We start from the raw sequence: 18,102 nt of genomic DNA on the forward strand, positions 1-18,102 counted from the left end.
CCCGGCCTGCCGGGTTCCAGCCCCGCCGAGCGCCCGCCCGGGGCCACCGGCGCCCTCGCCACCGCCCTGGGTGCCGCCTACGCCGCCACGGCCGCCCGCCCCTACGTCCACGCCACGCTCAACCCGTCACCCCCGCTCACCCAACGCGCCGTGGGCGGCGGCATCCGGGCCACGATCCCGCTCCAGGCCGCGCTCGCCGCCCGTTCCGGCGCGGCCGCCACGTCCCTCCTGGTCGCGGCCCTGGCCCCGGCCGGCCGGATGCTCGCGAGGAGGGCCGGCATGAGGAAGGTGAGCATCACGTGAGCCGGAACCCGAACCAGGGGCCGAACGCGGACGCGGCCGCGGCCCTGGTCACGTCCGTGGGCCTGCGGCCGAACCCGGACGGCGTCCTCCCGCCCCCTCTCCGCTTCGGCTACGGCACCAACGGCCTCGCCGACCTCCGTCTCGACGACGCCCTCACCCTGCTGGCCGACCTCGGCTACGACGGCGTCGGGCTGACCCTCGACCACATGCACCTCGACCCGCTCGCCCCCGACCTGGCCTCCCGCACCCGCCGAGTCGCGCAGCGCCTCGGCACGCTCGGGCTGACCGCCACCGTGGAAACGGGCGCCCGCTATGTGCTCGACCCGCGCCGCAAACACGGCCCCTCCCTGCTGGACCCCGACCCCGAGAACCGGGCCCGCCGGGTCGACCTGCTGCTCCGCGCCGTCCGGGTCGCCGCCGACCTCGACGCCCACGCCGTGCACTGCTTCAGCGGGACCCTCCCGGCCGGCACGGACGAGGACACGGCGTGGAAACGCCTCGCCGAGAGCCTCGCCCCCGTACTGGACGCCGCAACCGCCGCCGGCATCCCGCTCGCCGTCGAGCCCGAACCGGGCCACCTCCTCGCCACCCTCGCCGACTTCCACCGCCTCCGTCGGCTGCTGGGCGAGCCTGCCGCTCTCGGCCTCACCCTCGACATCGGCCACTGCCAGTGCCTCGAACCCCTTTCTCCGGCCGACTGCGTCCGCGCGGCGGCCCCCTGGCTGCGGCACGTCCAGATCGAGGACATGCGCCGCGGTATCCATGAGCACCTTCCTTTCGGGGACGGGGACATCGACTTCCCGCCCGTCCTCGAAGCCCTCGCCGCAACCGGCTATCAGGGCCTGACGGTCGTCGAACTGCCCCGCCACTCGCACGCGGGCCCCCACTTCGCCGCACACTCCCTCCCGTTCCTCCGCAACGCAGCGCCGACCCGACCCGGCACGGTTGCCCCGCAGGCCATGTCGTCCTCCACCGCACACCCCGACGCCACGCCGCCGAACACCACGCCACCCAACGGGCCAGTCCTACCCCCCACTGCGCCCGTCGCACCACCCGGCGAGCCCTCCGCCACCCCCGAAGGGAGCACCCCATGACCCGCCACCACGCCACCCCGGCCACCCCGGCGGCGAGAACCAACGACACGACCCCCGCCCGCACCCCTCTCGAAACCCTCCACACCCATCTGAGCACCCACCTCTCTGCACCCGCCCGTGCCTGGCTCGAGCGAGCCCTCACCGAGGCCGCCGCACATCCTGGAACGCACGGCCCGATCTCCGTCTGGGAGCTGCGCCTTGCCGAGGCCGGCCGCCGCTGCGGTGACGAGCACGCCGACGCCGCCCGCGTCCTGATCCTGCACGCCGCCCGAGCCGACCCGGCCGCACTCACCCGCGTCTATCGCCAGGGAACCGCCGCGGAACGCCGCGCCGTCCTGCACGCACTGCCCCACCTCGTGCCCGGCCCGGACGCCCTCCCGCTGATCGAGGACGCCCTGCGGACCAATGACACCCGCCTCCTCGCCGCCGCCGTCGGCCCCTACGCGGCCCGGCACCTCGACCCGCACAACTGGCGTCACGCCGTGCTGAAGTGCCTCTTCACCGGCGTGCCCATCGACGAGCTGGCCGACCTGGAACGCCGCGCCGGCGCCGACGCCGAACTCGCCCGCATGCTCGGCGACTACGCCGCCGAACGCACCGCAGCGGGCCGTCCCGTACCGGAGGACCTGCACCGCGTCCTGGCCCTGACCGAGTCCGCGCCGCCGGCGCACGGCTCGGACACCCCCCACGGCAAGGAGTCCTGATGCGCATCTTCGACCCCCACATCCACATGACGTCCAGGACCACCGACGACTACCAGGCCATGCACGCCGCGGGCGTCCGCGCGCTCGTCGAGCCCTCCTTCTGGCTCGGCCAGCCCCGCACCTCGCCCGCCACCTTCCTCGACTACTTCGACTCCCTCCTGGGCTGGGAACCCTTCCGTGCCGCCCAGTACGGCATCGCCCACCACTGCACCCTCGCCCTGAACCCCAAGGAGGCGAACGACCCGCGCTGCGTCCCCGTCCTCGACGAACTGCCCCGGTATCTCGTCAAGGACCAGGTCGTGGCCGTCGGCGAGATCGGCTACGACTCGATGACCCCCGCCGAGGACACCGCCCTCGCCGCACAGCTCCAGCTCGCCGCCGACCACGAGCTGCCCGCGCTCGTGCACACCCCGCATCGCGACAAGCTCGCCGGGCTGCGCCGCACCCTCGACGTCGTCCGGGAGTCGGCTCTGTCCCCGGACCGGGTCCTGCTCGACCACCTCAACGAGACCACCGTCAAGGAGGCCAGGGACAGCGGCTGCTGGCTGGGCTTCTCCGTCTATCCGGACACCAAGATGGACGAGGAGCGGATGGTCGCCATCCTCCGTGCCTACGGCCCCGAGCAGGTGCTGGTGAACTCGGCCGCCGACTGGGGCCGCAGCGACCCCCTGAAGACCCGCAAGGTCGGCGATCTGATGCTGGCCGAGGGCTTCACGGAGGACGACGTCGACCAGGTGCTGTGGCGCAACCCCGTCGCCTTCTACGGACTCAGCGGCCGTCTGCATCTGGACGTGGCCGCGACCGATGTCACCCACGAGGGCAACTCCATCCTGCGCGGAGGGGAGTGAGCGATGCGCTTCCGCCACCCCGACGGCTCCACGGTCCACCTCGCCTACTGCACCAACGTCCACCCCGCAGAAACCCTCGACGGCGTCCTCGCCCAGCTCCGTGACCACTGCGAACCCGTCCGCCGCCGCCTCGGCCGCGACCGCCTCGGCATCGGCCTGTGGCTCGCCAGGGACGCCACCCACGCCCTGGTCACCGACCCGTCCACGCTGCGCGCCCTGCGCACCGACCTGGACCGGCGCGGCCTGGAAGTCGTCACCCTCAACGGCTTCCCCTACGAAGGCTTCGGCGCCGAAGAGGTCAAGTACCGCGTGTACAGGCCGGACTGGACCGACCCCGAGCGCCTCGACCACACCACGGCCCTGGCCCGGCTGCTCGCCGGCCTCCTCCCCGACGACGTCACCGAGGGCAGCATCTCCACCCTCCCGCTCGCCTGGCGCACCCGGCGGGCCGAGTCGGCCCACACCGCCCTGCGCACCCTCGGTGAACGCCTCGACGCACTGCGGGAACTGACCGGACGCTCCATCCGCGTCGGCCTGGAACCGGAACCCGGATGTCTCATCGAGACCACCGGCGACGCCGTAGCCCCGCTGACCGCCATCGCCCACGACCGCATCGGCATCTGCGTCGACACCTGCCACCTCGCCACCTCCTTCGAAGACCCCGACACCGCCCTGGACGCCCTCGCCCGAGCCGGCATCCCCATCGTCAAAACCCAGCTCTCTGCCGCCCTGCACGCCGAACACCCCCATCTCCCCGAAGTACGCGAGGCCCTCGCCGCCTTCGACGAACCCCGCTTTCTGCACCAGACCCGTACCTCCCCCACTCTCAACTCCGTTCGAGCGGGAGGGACCCCCATCGCCGCCGGCCTCCGAGGCACGGACGATCTGGGCGAGGCCCTGAAGGGCGAGGCCCTTCCCGACGGCGCCCCCTGGCGCGCCCACTTCCACGTCCCGCTGCACGCGGCGCCCGCCGCGCCGCTCACCTCCACACTCGACGTCCTGAAGACGGCGCTGGCCGGGCTCGTCGGCGGTCCGCGCCCGCTCACCCACCATCTCGAGGTCGAGACCTACACCTGGCAGGCCCTCCCGCCGGAGCAGCGGCCCCGGGCCCGGGCCCAGCTGGCCGACGGCATCGCCGCCGAACTCACCCTGGCCCGCGATCTGTTGACGGACCTCGGACTGAAGGAGCTCCCCTGAGCATGAGCCCTGACCCCACCCCACTCCTGGTCCTGGACGTCGTCGGCCTCACCCCCCGTCTCCTCGACCACATGCCGCACCTCAAGGCCCTCGGCCGGTCCGGCTCCCGCGCCTCGCTCGGCACCGTCCTGCCCGCTGTCACCTGCGCCGCCCAGTCCACGTTCCTGACCGGCACGATGCCGTCGGAGCACGGCATCGTCGGCAACGGCTGGTACTTCCGCGAACTCGGCGACGTCCTGCTGTGGCGCCAGCACAACGGCCTGGTCGCCGGAGACAGGATCTGGGACGCCGCCCGCCGCGTGCACCCCGGCTATACGGTCGCCAATATCTGCTGGTGGTACGCCATGGGCGCAGACACCGACATCACCGTCACCCCCCGTCCGATCTACTACGCCGACGGCCGCAAGGAACCCGACTGCTACACCCGGCCCGCGGCCCTCCACGACGAACTCACCGAGAAATTCGGCACCTTCCCGCTCTTCCACTTCTGGGGGCCCGGCGCGGACCTGGTCTCCAGCCGCTGGATCATCGACGCGACCCGCCACATCCTGCGCACCCGGCACCCCGACCTGACGCTCTGCTACCTCCCCCACCTCGACTACGACCTGCAGCGCTTCGGCCCTGACGACCCGCGGTCCCTGAAAGCGGCCGCCGACCTCGACGCCGCCATGGCCCCGCTGCTGGACGACGCCCGAGCCGAGGGCCGTACCGTCGTCGCCCTGTCCGAGTACGGCATCACCCGCGTGAACCGGCCCGTGGACATCAACCGCGCCCTGCGCCGCGCGGGCCTCCTCGAGGTGCACACCCAGGACGGCATGGAGTACCTCGACCCGATGGCCTCCCGCGCCTTCGCGGTCGCCGACCACCAGCTCGCCCACGTCTACGTGCGCCGCCCCGAGGACCTCGACGCCACCCGCGCCGCCCTCGGCGGACTGCCCGGCATCGAGCAACTCCTCGACGACGAGGGCAAGAAGACCCACCACCTCGACCATCCGCGCGCCGGCGAACTCGTCGCCGTCGCCGAACCCGACGCCTGGTTCACGTACTACTACTGGCTCGACGACGCCCGCGCCCCCGACTTCGCGCAGCTCGTCGAGATCCACCGCAAACCCGGCTACGACCCGGTCGAACTCTTCATGGATCCCCTCGACCCCTACGTCAAGGTCAAGGCGGCCACCGCCCTGGCGCGCAAGAAACTCGGCATGCGCTACCGCATGGCGGTCGTGCCCCTGGACCCCTCACCTATTCGCGGCAGCCACGGCCGCCTCCCTGCGAGCGACGACGACGGTCCGCTCCTCATCTGCTCCACCCCCCGCGCTGTCGGAGACCGCGTCGCGGCCACCGATGTCAAGCAACTCCTGCTCCGGCTCGCCGGACTCGGCTGACGCACGGCCACGTGCGCCAGCCGAGATCCGACTACCGAGAGTGAAACACACGGCACTGACAACGGCCGGTCCCGGCGGGACCGGAACCGGCCACGACCGAGAAGGCAGGCCACTCGTGACCCTGTATTCCGACCCCTCCCGCACCGAGGCGACCGCCTCCGCCGCCGACACCGCGGACGAGGGACTGCGCCGCACCCTCGGTGTGGACCGGCGCCGTTTCCTCAGCACCTGCACCGCCGTGGCGGCCGGCGCCGTCGCGGCCCCCGTCTTCGGCGCCGGCCCCGCCCTGGCCCAGGACGGCGGCAGAGACAACGACCACGACCACGGGCAGGGCGGGCAGATCCTCGTCCCGGCGCACAAGCGCGGCATCATCCTCTACACCGTCCGTGACGCCACCGCCCGCGACCCGCTCGCCACGGACCTGCCCTCCGGCTTCCGCGAGGTGTTCAAGCAGCTGGCCCGCCACGGCTACCGCCAGGTGGAGTTCGCCGGCTACCGCCAGCACGCCAACGCGCCCGGCGGCGCCAGCCTGGAGTCCGTCGAGGGCGCCAAGCTGCTGCGCTCCTGGCTCGACGAATACGGTCTGCGCGCCCAGGGCAACCACGGCTTCATCCCGTCCTCCTGGCCGCTGACCACGGCGGACCTGGACACCTTCAAGAAGCACCTCGAGATCGCCAACATCCTCGGCATGGACCACATGGGCACCGGCGGCGACCCCACGGGCAGCTCCTACCGCGCCGACTGGGACGTGGCCGCCGACAAGTGGAACGCCCTCGGCGCGATCGCCCACCGCGAGGGCATCAAGCTCTACACCCACAACCACGACGGTGCCTACGGCTTCCTGCTCGACGGCGGCCCGCTGGACGACCAGGGTCGGCCGACCCGCAGCTCGGGCATCCGGAAGCTGGAGTACTTTCTCCAGATCACCGACCCGAAGGTTGTCTGGCTGGAGATGGACATCTTCTGGGCGCACGTCGCCCAGTACAAGTTCCACACGTACACCGCCCACGACGGCTCCAGCCAGAAGAACGTCTTCGACCCGGCCGGCCTGGTCGTCCGCAACAACAGGCGCTATCCGCTGTTCCACGCCAAGGACGGCGTCGTCAGCACGACCAACGGCATGGGCTACGACATGGTGCCCTTCGGCACCGGCGTCATCGACTACACGACCTTCTTCTCACGGGTCGGGCAGCGGAACTACCACAACCCGATGGTCGAGGACGACAACTCGCCGAGCGCCACCGACCCCGCGCAGTCGCTGCGGGAGGCCAAGATCAGCTACGACAACATGGCGGCCCTGCGCAAGCGGCGCTGACCCGGAACACGGACCGGGCGGCCCTTCCCGCGTGCTGCGGGAGGGGCCGCCCGGTCCGTGCGAAGGAAGCTTCCGATTCGGTGGTTTCGATGGCAGGGACGGTTTGCGGCGTCGGGATCCTTCGGGTCAGGTCATCTCCTCACCGAGTGGCTGGGGATTGGGCGTGATGCGCTTGGTCTTCGACCGCCCCGGCGGGTGCAGGAACAGCGCCACAAAGCCGGCGAAGATCGAGATGCAGCCCGCCAGGGTGAAGGCGCCGTTGTAGCCCCAGGCGCCGACGACCACGGAACCCATACCCGCGCCCAGACCGGAGACGAGCTTGGAGCTGTAGACCATCCCGTAGTTGGTGGCGTTGTTGTTCTCGCCGAAGTAGTCCGCCGTCAGCGCCGCGAACATCGGGAAGATGGCACCGCCGCCGAAGCCGGAGATGGCGGAGAAGATCAGGAACAGCGGCAGGTTCTTGATCTCGGCCGACCAGATGATGCCGAACTGGGCGAGGCCCAGGATGGCGCACACGTAGAGCAGGCACTGCTTGCGGCCGTAGAGGTCGGAGAGCCAGCCGATGACGCCGCGCCCGGTGCCGTTGACGATCGCCTTCAGCGACATCGCGGTGGCCACGATCCCGGCCGCGAAGCCCGCATCCTCACCGATGTCGACCTGGAAGGCGATGCCGAAGATGTTCACGCCGGAGGTGCAGGCGAGACAGAACCACATCAGCGCCACCCGGCCGGTCTTCCAGGCCTCCAGCGGGGAGTACTGCTTGTCGGCCGGGGGGTTCTTCTCCAGCGAACGCCGGGCCCGCGGGTCCTCCGGCGGGTTCAGCGGGTCGACGCTTGCCGGCCACCAGTTCTTCGGCGGGTCCCGGAAGTAGAAGCCGGCGACAGCCACCACCGCGGCGAGGAAGAAACCGACCGAGACCAGCACCCAGCGGAAGTTGGAGCCGTCCATGAAGCCGGTGAAGATGAAGACGAACGGCACCGAGCCGTAGGCGAAACCGCCGTTGACGAAGCCGGTCTTGCCGCCCTTGCGCTCCGGGTACCACTTGCCGACCATGTTGACGCAGGTGGCGTACACCATGCCCGCGCCCATGCCGCTGAACATGCCGAACCCGATGAAGGCGAGCACGACATGCGGCGCGTACGCCAGCGACAGATAGCCGAGCAGTGTGCCGGCCGAGCCCAGCATCATCGCCCAGCGTGCCGGCAGCTTGCCGTTCTCACGCAGCCGCCCCGCCGGAAAGGCGACCGCGGCCTGGCAGAATATCCAGACGGTCATCATCCAGTAGATGCTGCCGCTGGACCAGTGGTGCGCCTCGTGGAGCGTGTCCTCGGCGGACGCGAACGCGTACTCGGCGGAAGAGATGCCCATCATGCCGATCCAGGGCAGGATCACCATCCACTTGCGCTTGCGCCCCATGATGTCGATGTCGGACTCGCCGACGCGGTAGACGCGTCCGTTCTTGTCGGTCACCTCCCGATAGGTGGCGACCCGCGTAACGTCAGTGGTTGTCACGTTATTTGCACCCCTTGCGTCGAAAGTTCTGGCCAGCGCCCCCTGTCCATTGCCTTTCATGCGCGCACGGGTCCCGGGGCCGGCCGACGCGCACCGTCGGCCGGCTCCCTGTTCGCTCACCTCATGAGCCGCCCCCCAACAGGCCCGCCGCCCGGGCCCAGCGGTACTTCGCGCCGAGTACGGCCACCGGCTTCTCGGTCGTGTACGGGTACGCCACGACACCCCGCTCGTAGAGGTACTGGCAGGCCTCCTCGACCTCGACGTCGCCGGCGAGCGACGCCACCACCGGCTTCTCGATCCCGCGCTCCCGGAAATCGGCCACCACGCGCGCGGTGAGCTCGGCGAAGACCATCGGAGGGGTGACGATGGTGTGCCAGTAGCCGAGGACGAGCGCATGGATGCGAGGGTCCTCCAGACCCAGCCGGATCGTCGCCTCGTACGTCGACGGCGGCTCGCCCCCGGTGATGTCCACCGGGTTGCCCGCGGCCCCGAAGGGCGGGATGAACTTCCGGAACGACGCGTCCAGGTCCGGCGGGATCTCCATCAGGGTCAGGCCGTTGTCGGTCACCGCGTCGGACAGTAGTACGCCGCTGCCGCCCGCCCCGGTGATGATCACGACGTTGTCACCCTGAGGCGTAGGAAGCACCGGCAACGCGCGCGCGTACTCCAGCATGTCGTTCAGCCCGGGCGCCCGGATGACACCGGCCTGCCGCAGGATGTCGTCGTACACGGCGTCGTCGCCCGCGAGGGCCCCCGTGTGCGAGCCGGCGGCCTTCGCGCCCGCTGCTGTACGGCCCGCCTTCAGCACCACGACCGGCTTCTTGGGGACGGTCTCCCGCGCGGCTTCCACGAACGCGCGGCCGTCCTTGAGGTCCTCCAGGTGCATGGCGATGCACTCGGTGTGCGGATCCTCGCCGAACCAGGTCAGCAGGTCGTCCTCGTCCAGGTCGGACTTGTTGCCCAGTCCGACGATCGCCGACACGCCGGTCTTCGTGGTCCGGGCGAAGCCCAGGATCGCCATCCCTATGCCGCCGGACTGCGAGGTGAGCGCCACCCCGCCCTTGACGTCGTACGGCGTGCAGAACGTGGCGCACAGGTCCTGCCAGGTCGAGTAGTAGCCGTAGATGTTCGGGCCGAGCAGCCGGATGCCGTGCCGCTCCGCTATCTCGACGATCTCGGCCTGGAGTTCGTGCTCGCCGGTCTCCGCGAACCCGGACGGGATCAGCACGGCGTTGGGGATCTTCTTGCGCCCCACCTCCTCCAGCGCCGTGGCCACGAACTTGGCGGGAATGGCGAAGACGGCCACATCCACCTCACCGGGAACGTCCGTGACACTCTTGTACGCCTTGCGGCCCAGAATGTCATTGGCCTTGGGGTTCACCGGGTGGATCTCTCCCGGGAAACCGCCGTCGACGAGGTTGCGCATCACCGAGTTGCCGATCTTGCCCTGCTCGTTGGAGGCGCCGATCACGGCGACCGAGCGCGGCTGCATCAACCGGCGCATGGAGGTGAGGATTTCGTCGCGCGAGTAGCGGCGGCGCTGCTTCGCGGGCGCCTCGGAGAGGATCACGCGGATGTCCGCGGCGACCGCTCCCTCGGGGGTGGCGATCACCGGGTTGAGGTCCACCTCGGCGATCTCCGGGAAGTCCGTGACGAGTTGGGAGACCCGGCGGATCTGCTCGGCGATCGCCCACCGGTCCACGCCCGCCGCGCCGCGCACCCCGCGCAGGATCTCCGCCGACCGGATCGACTCCAGCATGGAGAGCGCCTCGTCGGCGTCCACGGGCGCGAGCCGGAACGTGACGTCCTTGAGGACCTCGACCAGCACTCCGCCGAGCCCGAAGGCCACGACCTTCCCGAACGTCGGGTCCGTCACCGCGCCGACGATGACTTCCTGTCCCTGCGGCAGCAGCTCCTGCACCTGCACGCCCGCTATGCGGGCGTCCGCGTTGTACGCGCGCGCGTTGTCGATGATCTTGTGGAACGCGGCCCGTACGTCACCGGCCCCCTCGACGCCGACGATCACCCCGCCGGCGTCGGTCTTGTGCAGGATGTCCGGCGAGACGATCTTCATCACGACCGGCCCGCCGAACCGCGCCGCGTACGCCACAGCCTCGTCGACGTCGGTCGCCAGCTCCTCGCCCGGTACGGCGATCCCGTAGGCATCGGCGATCACCTTGCCCTCGGGTGCGGTCAGCGCCGTGCGCCCCTCGGCGCGCACGGCGTCGAGGAGCGTGCGCACCCTGAGCACCCGGTCTTCGGCCATCACGTCAGATCACTCCGTTCGACTTGAGCAGGCGCAGCTCCTCGTCGCCGAGGCCGAGCTCGCCGACGTAGACCTCTTCGTTGTGCTCGCCGAGCAAGGGCGAACTGGTCACGTCCACCGGGGAGTCGGAGAGCTTGAGCGGGCTGCCGACGGTCACGAACTCGCCGCGTTCCGGGTGCGGCACGCGGACGACCATCTCGTTCGCGACCAGCGAGGTGTCCTCGATGATCTCCTTGGTGGACAGGATCGGCCCGCACGGGATGTTGCGCGCGTTGAGCTTCTCCAGCACCTCCCACTTGGGCAGGGTCGAGGACCACTCCTCGATGAGCTGGAACATCTTGTTGAGCTTGGGCAGCCGGGCCTCCGGCGTCGACCACTCCGGATCGTCGGCCAGTTCGGGCCGACCGATCAGCTCGCTGATGGGCTGCCAGCCGACGGGCTGCACGATGACGTACACGTAGTCGTTCGGGCCGCCCGGCGCGCACTTGACCGCCCAGCCGGGCTGGCCGCCGCCGGACGCGTTCCCGGACCTGGGAACCTCGTCGCCGAAGTCCTCGTTGGGATATTCAGCGAGCGGGCCGTGTGCCAGGCGCTGCTGGTCGCGCAGCTTCACCCGGCAGAGGTTGAGCACAGCGTGCTGCATGGCCACGTTCACCCGCTGCCCGCGCCCGGTGTGCTCCCGCTGGTACAGCGCCGCGAGGATGCCCGCCACGGCGTGCACGCCCGTGCCCGAGTCCCCGATCTGGGCCCCCGTCGCCAGCGGCGGCCCGTCCTCGAAACCGGTGGTCGACATCGACCCGCCCATGGCCTGCGCGACGACCTCGTACGCCTTGAAGTTGGTGTACGGGCCTTCGCCGAACCCCTTGATGGAGGCATAGACGATCCGTGGATTGATCTCCTGGATGCGGTCCCAGGTGAAGCCCATGCGGTCGACCGCGCCCGGTCCGAAGTTCTCGACCATGACGTCGGAGCGCCGGATCAGCTCGGTGAGCAGCTCCTTGCCGCGCTCGGTCTTGGTGTTGAGGGTGATGCTCCGCTTGTTGCAGTTGAGCATCGTGAAGTAGAGGGAGTCGACGTCCGGGAGGTCGCGCAGCTGTTTGCGCGTGATGTCCCCGGTCGGCGCCTCCAGCTTGACGACGTCCGCGCCGAGCCAGGCGAGCAACTGGGTTGCGGAGGGCCCGGACTGGACGTGCGTCATGTCCAGGACGCGGATGCCTTCGAGAGCCTTGGTCGTCACCAGGTCACCTCACTTGTACATGGTCTGGTTCATGGTTCCGGGGGCGTACGCGTCCGGGTCGACCCAGACGTTGATCAGCGACGGCTTCCCGGACTCCCGGGCGCGCCGCAGCGCGGGGCCGATGTCGGCGGGGTCGCGGACCTCCTCGCCGTAACCGCCCAGCATCTGCGCGAACTTGTCGTAGTGGACGTCGCCGAGGGTGTTGCCGACCCGCTCGCGCTCCTTGCCGTACTTGGCGGCCTGGCCGTAGCGGATCTGGTTCATCGAGGAGTTGTTGCCGACGATGCCGACGAACGGGAGGTTGTAGCGGACCAGGGTTTCGAAGTCCCAGCCGGTCAGGGAGAAGGCACCGTCGCCGAAGAGGGCGACGACCTCCTTGTCGGGCCGCGCCTGCTTGGCCGCGAGCACGAAGGGGACGCCGACGCCGAGCGTGCCCAGGGGGCCCGGGTCCATCCAGTGCCCGGGCGACTTGGGCTGCACGACCTGCCCGGAGAAGGTGACGATGTCGCCGCCGTCGCCGATGTAGATCGAGTCCTCGGTGAGGAAGTCGTTGATCTCGCTGACCAGGCGGTACGGATGGATCGGCGAGGCGTCCGAGCGCAGCTGCGGCAGCCGCTTCTCCAGCGCGGTCTGCTCGGCGGCGCGCAGCTCGTCGAGCCACTCCTTGCGCTTCGACGCACCCCCGTTGACGCGCCCGGAGGCCGCCTCGGTCACCGACTTCAGCACCAGCCCCGCGTCGCCGACGATCCCCAGGTCGATGTCCCGGTTCTTGCCGACGGTCCGGTAGTCGAGGTCGATCTGTACGACGGTCGCGTCCGGCGACAGCCGCTTGCCGTAGCCCATACGGAAGTCGAAGGGCGTGCCGACGATGACGATGACGTCGGCATTGGAGAAGGCGTAGCGGCGTGACAGCTGGAAGTGGTGCGGGTCGCCGGGCGGGAGGGTGCCGCGTCCGGCGCCGTTCATGTACGCCGGGACGTTGAGTGTGCGCACCAGCTCGATGGCCGCCTCGGTGCCGCGGGTCGTCCACACCTGGCTGCCCAGCAGGATCGCGGGCTTCTCGGCGTGCACGAGGAGGTCGGCGAGCTTCTCGATCGCCTCGGGATCGCCGGCCGAGCGGGTGGAGGCGCGGTAGGCGCCGGGCTTCGGTACGCGCGCCTTGGACACCGGCACCTTCGCATCGAGGACGTCGCGCGGGATCTCCAGGAAGGAGGGGCCGGGCGCGCCGTGGTAGCACTCGCGGAACGCCATCGACACCATGTCCGCCGCGCGCGCCGTGTCCGGAACGGCCGCCGCGAACTTGGTGATCGGCGTCATCATGTCGACGTGCGGTAGGTCCTGCAGGGAGCCCATCTTGTGCTGGGTGAGGGCCCCTTGACCGCCGATCAGCAGCATCGGGGACTCGGCGCGGAAGGCGTTGGCGACTCCGGTGACGGCGTCGGTCGTCCCCGGGCCGGCGGTGACGACCGCGCAGCCCGGCTTGCCGGTGATGCGGGCGTAACCGTCGGCGGCGTGTGCGGCGACCTGCTCGTGGCGGACGTCGACGACTTCGATGCCCTCGTCGACGCAGCCGTCGTAGATGTCGATGATGTGGCCGCCGCACAGGGTGTAGATGCGATCCACCCCCTCGGCTTTGAGGGCCTTGGCGACGAGGTGACCGCCGGAGATCACGTCCTGGGTGTCGTCGGGCATGGCGAAGTCCTGTCCCTTCATAGGGGGTTGGCACGCTCTCGCGGTACATTGCATACAGTCGACGAATACTGTATGAAGCTTGTTATCCCGCATCCGGTGGGTGGTGTCCAGGGGGCGTGCGGCACTTTCCAGACAGGAGCCGAGATGGACCTGTACGAGCACCAGGCAAGGGAACTCTTCGAGGAACACGGCATCTTGGTGCCGCGGGCCGAAGTCACCGACTCGCCCAAGGAGGCGCGCGAGATCGCCCGCCGACTCGGTGGCCGGGTCGTCGTCAAGGCCCAGGTCAAGACGGGTGGCCGGGGCAAGGCAGGCGGAGTGAAGCTCGCCGCCGACCCGGCCGCCGCGGAACTGACGGCACGACAGATCCTCGGAATGGACATCAAGGGCAACACGGTCGGCAAGGTCATGCTGGCCCAACCCGTCGACATCGAAACCGAGTTCTACGTCTCCTACGTCCTCGACCGGGCAGCGGGCGGCTTCCTCGCCATCGCCTCCGCGGAGGGCGGCATGGACATCGAGGAGGTCGCCGCCACCCGGCCCGATGCCGTGGCGCGCGTGCACATCGACCCGGCCCAGGGCGTCACCTCGGCGAAGGCAGGTGAGATCGCCGCGGCGGCCGGACTGCCGCCGCAGACCGTCGACGTGCTCGTACGGCTGTGGGAGGTACTGATCCGCGAGGACGCCCTCCTCGTCGAGGTCAACCCGCTCGTGCGTACCCGGCAGGGCCAGATCCTGGCTCTCGACGGCAAGGTCACCCTGGACGACAACGCCCGCTTCCGGCAGGCCCGGTGGGGCGCCGAGGGGGCGGAGCACGACGATCCGCTGGAGGCGGTGGCCGCCGCGAAGGGCCTCAACTACGTCAAGCTCGACGGCGAGGTCGGCATCATCGGCAACGGCGCCGGACTGGTGATGTCGACCCTCGACGTGGTCGCCGGCTGCGGCGCCCGCCCCGCCAACTTCCTCGACATCGGGGGCGGAGCCTCCGCCCAGATCATGGCCGACGGTCTGACCGTCATCCTCTCCGACCCGGCCGTGAAGTCGGTGTTCGTCAACGTCTTCGGCGGCATCACCGCCTGCGACGCGGTCGCCGACGGCATCGTGCAGGCCCTGGACACGGTCCAGTTGACCAAACCCCTGGTCGTCCGCCTGGACGGCAACAACGCCGCACGCGGCCGCGTGATCCTCGACGAACGGGCGCATCCGCTGGTCCAGCAGGCCACCACCATGGACGGCGCCGCACGCAAGGCGGCCGAGCTCGCCAACGCAGCCTAAGGAGACGGGACATGGCGATCTATCTCACCAAGGAGAGCAAGGTCCTCGTCCAGGGCATGACCGGCGGCGAGGGCATGAAGCACACCCGGCGCATGCTCGCGGCCGGCACGAATGTCGTCGGCGGGGTCAACCCGCGCAAGGCGGGCCGCACGGTCGACTTCGACAACCGTGCCGTGCCCGTCTTCGGCTCGGTCCGCGCGGGCATGGACGCGACCGGAGCCGACGTCACGGTCGTCTTCGTACCGCCCGCCTTCGCCAAGGCGGCCGTCGTCGAGGCCGCGGACGCGGGTATCGGCCTCGCGGTCGTCATCACCGAGGGCATCCCGGTGCACGACTCGGTCGCCTTCACGGCGTACGCGCGATCGAAGGGCACGCGCATCATCGGCCCCAACTGCCCCGGCCTGATCAGCCCCGGTCAGTCCAACGCGGGCATCATCCCGGCCGACATCACCAAGCCCGGCCGCATCGGCCTGGTGTCGAAGTCCGGGACGCTGACGTACCAACTCATGTACGAACTCCGTGACATCGGCTTCTCGACCTGCGTCGGCATCGGCGGCGACCCGGTCGTCGGCACCACGCACATCGACTGCCTGGCCGCCTTCCAGGACGACCCGGAAACCGACCTGATCGTGCTGATCGGGGAGATCGGCGGCGACGCGGAGGAACGCGCCGCCGCATACATCCTCGAGCACGTCACCAAGCCGGTCGTCGGCTCCATCACCGGCCTCAACGCCCCCGAGGGTAAGACCATGGGGCACGTGGGCGCCCTCGTGTCCCGGTCCTCCGGAACAGCGTAGGCGAAGCAAGAAGCGTTGGAGGCGGTCGGGGTGAGGGTGGGGAGCACACCGACGGAGACGGCCCGTCTGGTGCAGGCCACGCTGGCGGGCACAGAGTGACGTCACTCATAGTTGTCGAGAGGTGACTGTCGCGCATCCCGTCGCATCACTAGCTTCCCCCTACGACGTCCCCGCACGGCAGTGCGAGCCGTGCACCGGACCAGCCATGCATCTCCCGCCCCGACTGTGCACCGAGAGCGGAGCTCACCAATGGCACCCACCCTCACCCTCAAGTCGGACACCTCCTGGGCCGACGCCTGGCAGCGCTGCCTCGCCGTCGCCCCCGAGGCCTTCCGCGACGACCGCGTCCTCAACCTCTGGAACGCCGCCTGGCAGGCCGACGGCCGGGCCCTCCCCGCCACCACACCCGTCGACGGCACCCCCGTCGCGGGCCCGCCGCGACTCGACAGCACCACCGCTCACCAGGCCGTACGTGCCTCACTCGACCAGCACCGCGCCTGGCGGCACATTCCCCTCGACGAACGCCGGGCCCGCGTCGCGGCCACCCTGGACGCCCTCACCGAGCACCGCGAACTGCTCGCGCTGCTGCTGGTCTGGGAGATCGGCAAACCCTGGCAGCTCGCGCAGGCGGACGTCGACCGGGCGATCGACGGGGTGCGCTGGTACGTCGACGGTATCGAGCCGATGGTCGCCGGCCGGGCCCCGCTGGACGGCCCGGTGTCCAACATCGCGAGCTGGAACTACCCGATGAGCGTGCTCGTTCACGCATTGCTGGTACAGGCACTGGCAGGCAATGCGGTCATCGCCAAGACCCCGACCGACGGCGGTGTCGCCTGTCTGACCCTGGCCTGCGCGCTCGCCGCCCGCGAGGGACTTCCCGTCACCCTCGTCAGCGGCAGCGGAGGCGAGTTGTCCCAGGCGCTGGTGCGGGCGCCCGAGATCGGCTGTGTCTCCTTCGTCGGCGGCCGGGACACCGGCGCCGCGGTGGCCACGGCCGTCGCCGACCTCGGCAAGCGGCACATCCTCGAACAGGAAGGACTCAACACCTGGGGCATCTGGAACTTCACGGACTGGGACACGCTCACGGCGGTCGTTCCCAAGCTCTTCGACTACGGCAAACAGCGCTGCACGGCCTACCCGCGCTTCGTCGTCCAGCGTGCGCTGTTCGACGAGTTCCTGGAGGCGTACCTCCCGGCGGTCCGCACGCTCAGGGTCGGCCATCCGCTCGCGGTCGAGCAGCGCGACGACCCCTACCCGGCGTTGGACTTCGGGCCGGTGATCAACGCGGCCAAGGCCAAGGAGCTGCACGACCAGGTGGCCGAGGCCATCGACCGCGGCGCCGTCCCACTGCACCGTGGCCGGCTGAGCGACGCGCGCTTCCTGCCCGGCCAGGACACCTCGGCGTACGTCCAGCCGGTCACGATCCTGAATCCGCCGCCGTCCTCCCCGCTGCACCACGCGGAACCCTTCGGCCCGGTCGACACCATCGTCCTGGTCGACACGGAGGCGGAGCTGCTGGCCGCGATGAACGCGTCCAACGGCGCGCTGGTCGCCACGCTGTCCACGGACGACCGGGCGACGTTCGACCGGCTCGCCCCGCAGATCCGCGCCTTCAAGGTGGGCCACGGCAAACCCCGCTCCCGTGGCGACCGCGACGAGCTGTTCGGCGGCTTCGGGGCGTCCTGGCGCGGCGCGTTCGTCGGCGGCGAGCTGCTCGTGCGTGCGGTGACGCAGGGACCGGCGGGGGAGAGGCTGCCGGGGAACTTCCCGGACTACCACCTCATGCCGTGATCACCCGTCGCGCCTGCCGAACTTGCACCGAAGAGTGACACCCCGACCACTCGCCGTGACCCGGCCGGTCGGGGTGACGCACCCGCCTCAGGGGACGGAAACGCAGGTGAAGGGCACTCCGAAACCTTGGTATTGTTGTCCGTGTCGCCCCGGGGAACACCCCCCGGCAAGGCGGCGGACACCTGGTCCGGGTGGCGGAATGGCAGACGCGCTAGCTTGAGGTGCTAGTGCCCTTTATCGGGCGTGGGGGTTCAAGTCCCCCCTCGGACACCAGCTGAGACCCCTGTTCACCAGGGGTCTCTTGCTTGTCCGGGCTGTGGCGTGACCAACAGCCCGAGCGGCCGTCGTCGTGTCACGGCAGCATTCACCCCCTGCCCCTGCCCCTGGCCGGTGCCGACGGGCTTGTGCATCACCTCGATGGCCTACGGTGTGGCCCGTGAAGAGGGAGAGAAAGCACGCCCTGGGGCTCCGGCTGGGCGGGGCAGCGGCGGCAGCCGTCGTATCCGGAGCGATCGGCGGTTGGGCCTATGCGAGGGCGGGCGGTTCGGCCGGGGACCTGACACGGGATCTGGCCGTCGGCTGGACGTATGCGGGCGCGGGCCTGATCGCCTGGTGGCGCAGGCCCGCGAACCGCACGGGTGCGCTGATGGTCGCCGAGGGCGTCACCTGGTTCCTGGGCAATCTCC

Annotated in this window: 12 protein-coding genes, 1 tRNA gene and 3 pseudogenes; 12 read left to right on the forward strand and 4 right to left on the reverse strand. The window is 70.3% G+C overall.

All coding sequences use genetic code 11. The features are described from left to right. From ACTWQJ_RS25135 to ACTWQJ_RS25165, 7 genes and pseudogenes are all read left to right on the forward strand, one after another. A pseudogene (locus tag ACTWQJ_RS25135) lies at positions 1 to 303 on the forward strand (SCO3242 family prenyltransferase); the annotation flags it as partial. Between the two features lie 56 nt (positions 304 to 359). Further along, positions 360 to 1,397: a sugar phosphate isomerase/epimerase family protein gene (locus ACTWQJ_RS25140; protein WP_443308853.1), complete on the forward strand. Its 1,038-nt coding sequence runs from the start codon at positions 360 to 362 to the stop codon at positions 1,395 to 1,397. Continuing rightward, on the forward strand, positions 1,394 to 2,101 hold the full coding sequence (locus ACTWQJ_RS25145; RefSeq protein WP_443308844.1) for an EboA domain-containing protein: 708 nt from the start codon (positions 1,394 to 1,396) through the stop codon (positions 2,099 to 2,101). Before ACTWQJ_RS25140 ends, ACTWQJ_RS25145 begins: the two co-directional genes overlap by 4 nt. Continuing rightward, entirely contained in the window at positions 2,101 to 2,949 is an 849-nt protein-coding gene (locus ACTWQJ_RS25150) for a TatD family hydrolase (RefSeq protein WP_129800221.1), read from the forward strand. The genes ACTWQJ_RS25145 and ACTWQJ_RS25150 overlap by 1 nt, the downstream gene beginning before the upstream one ends. Positions 2,950 to 2,952: 3 nt before the next feature. Continuing rightward, positions 2,953 to 4,146, forward strand: coding sequence for a metabolite traffic protein EboE (gene eboE, locus ACTWQJ_RS25155; RefSeq protein WP_443308845.1), 1,194 nt, complete (start codon positions 2,953 to 2,955; stop codon positions 4,144 to 4,146). A 2-nt stretch (positions 4,147 to 4,148) separates the two neighbouring features. After that, the gene (locus ACTWQJ_RS25160; RefSeq protein WP_443308846.1) at positions 4,149 to 5,531 is read left to right on the forward strand and encodes a nucleotide pyrophosphatase/phosphodiesterase family protein; all 1,383 of its coding nucleotides are present in this window, start codon (positions 4,149 to 4,151) and stop codon (positions 5,529 to 5,531) included. A 115-nt stretch (positions 5,532 to 5,646) separates the two neighbouring features. Next, on the forward strand, positions 5,647 to 6,846 hold the full coding sequence (locus ACTWQJ_RS25165) for a sugar phosphate isomerase/epimerase family protein (protein WP_443308847.1): 1,200 nt from the start codon (positions 5,647 to 5,649) through the stop codon (positions 6,844 to 6,846). A gap of 126 nt (positions 6,847 to 6,972) precedes the next feature. Here ACTWQJ_RS25165 and ACTWQJ_RS25170 read toward each other — a convergent pair whose 3' ends face one another. From ACTWQJ_RS25170 to ACTWQJ_RS25185, 4 genes are all read right to left on the reverse strand, one after another. Further along, positions 6,973 to 8,358, reverse strand: coding sequence for an OFA family MFS transporter (locus tag ACTWQJ_RS25170; RefSeq protein ID WP_443308848.1), 1,386 nt, complete (start codon positions 8,356 to 8,358; stop codon positions 6,973 to 6,975). Between the two features lie 121 nt (positions 8,359 to 8,479). After that, entirely contained in the window at positions 8,480 to 10,624 is a 2,145-nt protein-coding gene (locus tag ACTWQJ_RS25175) for an acetate--CoA ligase family protein (RefSeq protein WP_443308854.1), read from the reverse strand. Positions 10,625 to 10,628: 4 nt separating this feature from the next. Further along, positions 10,629 to 11,861: a formyl-CoA transferase gene (gene frc, locus ACTWQJ_RS25180; protein WP_443308849.1), complete on the reverse strand. Its 1,233-nt coding sequence runs from the start codon at positions 11,859 to 11,861 to the stop codon at positions 10,629 to 10,631. Positions 11,862 to 11,870: 9 nt separating this feature from the next. Beyond that, positions 11,871 to 13,553 (reverse strand): thiamine pyrophosphate-binding protein, encoded by a 1,683-nt coding sequence (locus tag ACTWQJ_RS25185; RefSeq protein WP_443308850.1) that lies wholly within the window; start codon positions 13,551 to 13,553, stop codon positions 11,871 to 11,873. A 144-nt stretch (positions 13,554 to 13,697) separates the two neighbouring features. Between ACTWQJ_RS25185 and sucC the strand changes: the two genes are divergently transcribed. The 5 genes and pseudogenes from sucC to ACTWQJ_RS25210 form a co-directional block, all read left to right on the forward strand. After that, complete coding sequence (gene sucC / locus ACTWQJ_RS25190) at positions 13,698 to 14,828, forward strand: ADP-forming succinate--CoA ligase subunit beta (protein ID WP_443308851.1); 1,131 nt, start codon at positions 13,698 to 13,700, stop codon at positions 14,826 to 14,828. An 11-nt stretch (positions 14,829 to 14,839) separates the two neighbouring features. Next, positions 14,840 to 15,724, forward strand: a pseudogene (sucD, locus tag ACTWQJ_RS25195) (succinate--CoA ligase subunit alpha). Between the two features lie 150 nt (positions 15,725 to 15,874). Further along, on the forward strand, positions 15,875 to 17,416 hold the full coding sequence (locus ACTWQJ_RS25200; RefSeq protein ID WP_443308852.1) for an aldehyde dehydrogenase family protein: 1,542 nt from the start codon (positions 15,875 to 15,877) through the stop codon (positions 17,414 to 17,416). Positions 17,417 to 17,601: 185 nt separating this feature from the next. After that, positions 17,602 to 17,689, forward strand: a tRNA-Leu gene (locus ACTWQJ_RS25205). 163 nt (positions 17,690 to 17,852) lie between these two features. Beyond that, positions 17,853 to 18,102 (forward strand): annotated as a pseudogene (locus ACTWQJ_RS25210) (hypothetical protein); the annotation flags it as partial.

The organism is Streptomyces sp. KR55, from assembly GCF_052245645.1.
GTDB classification, from domain to species: Bacteria; Actinomycetota; Actinomycetes; order Streptomycetales; family Streptomycetaceae; genus Streptomyces; species Streptomyces flavusporus.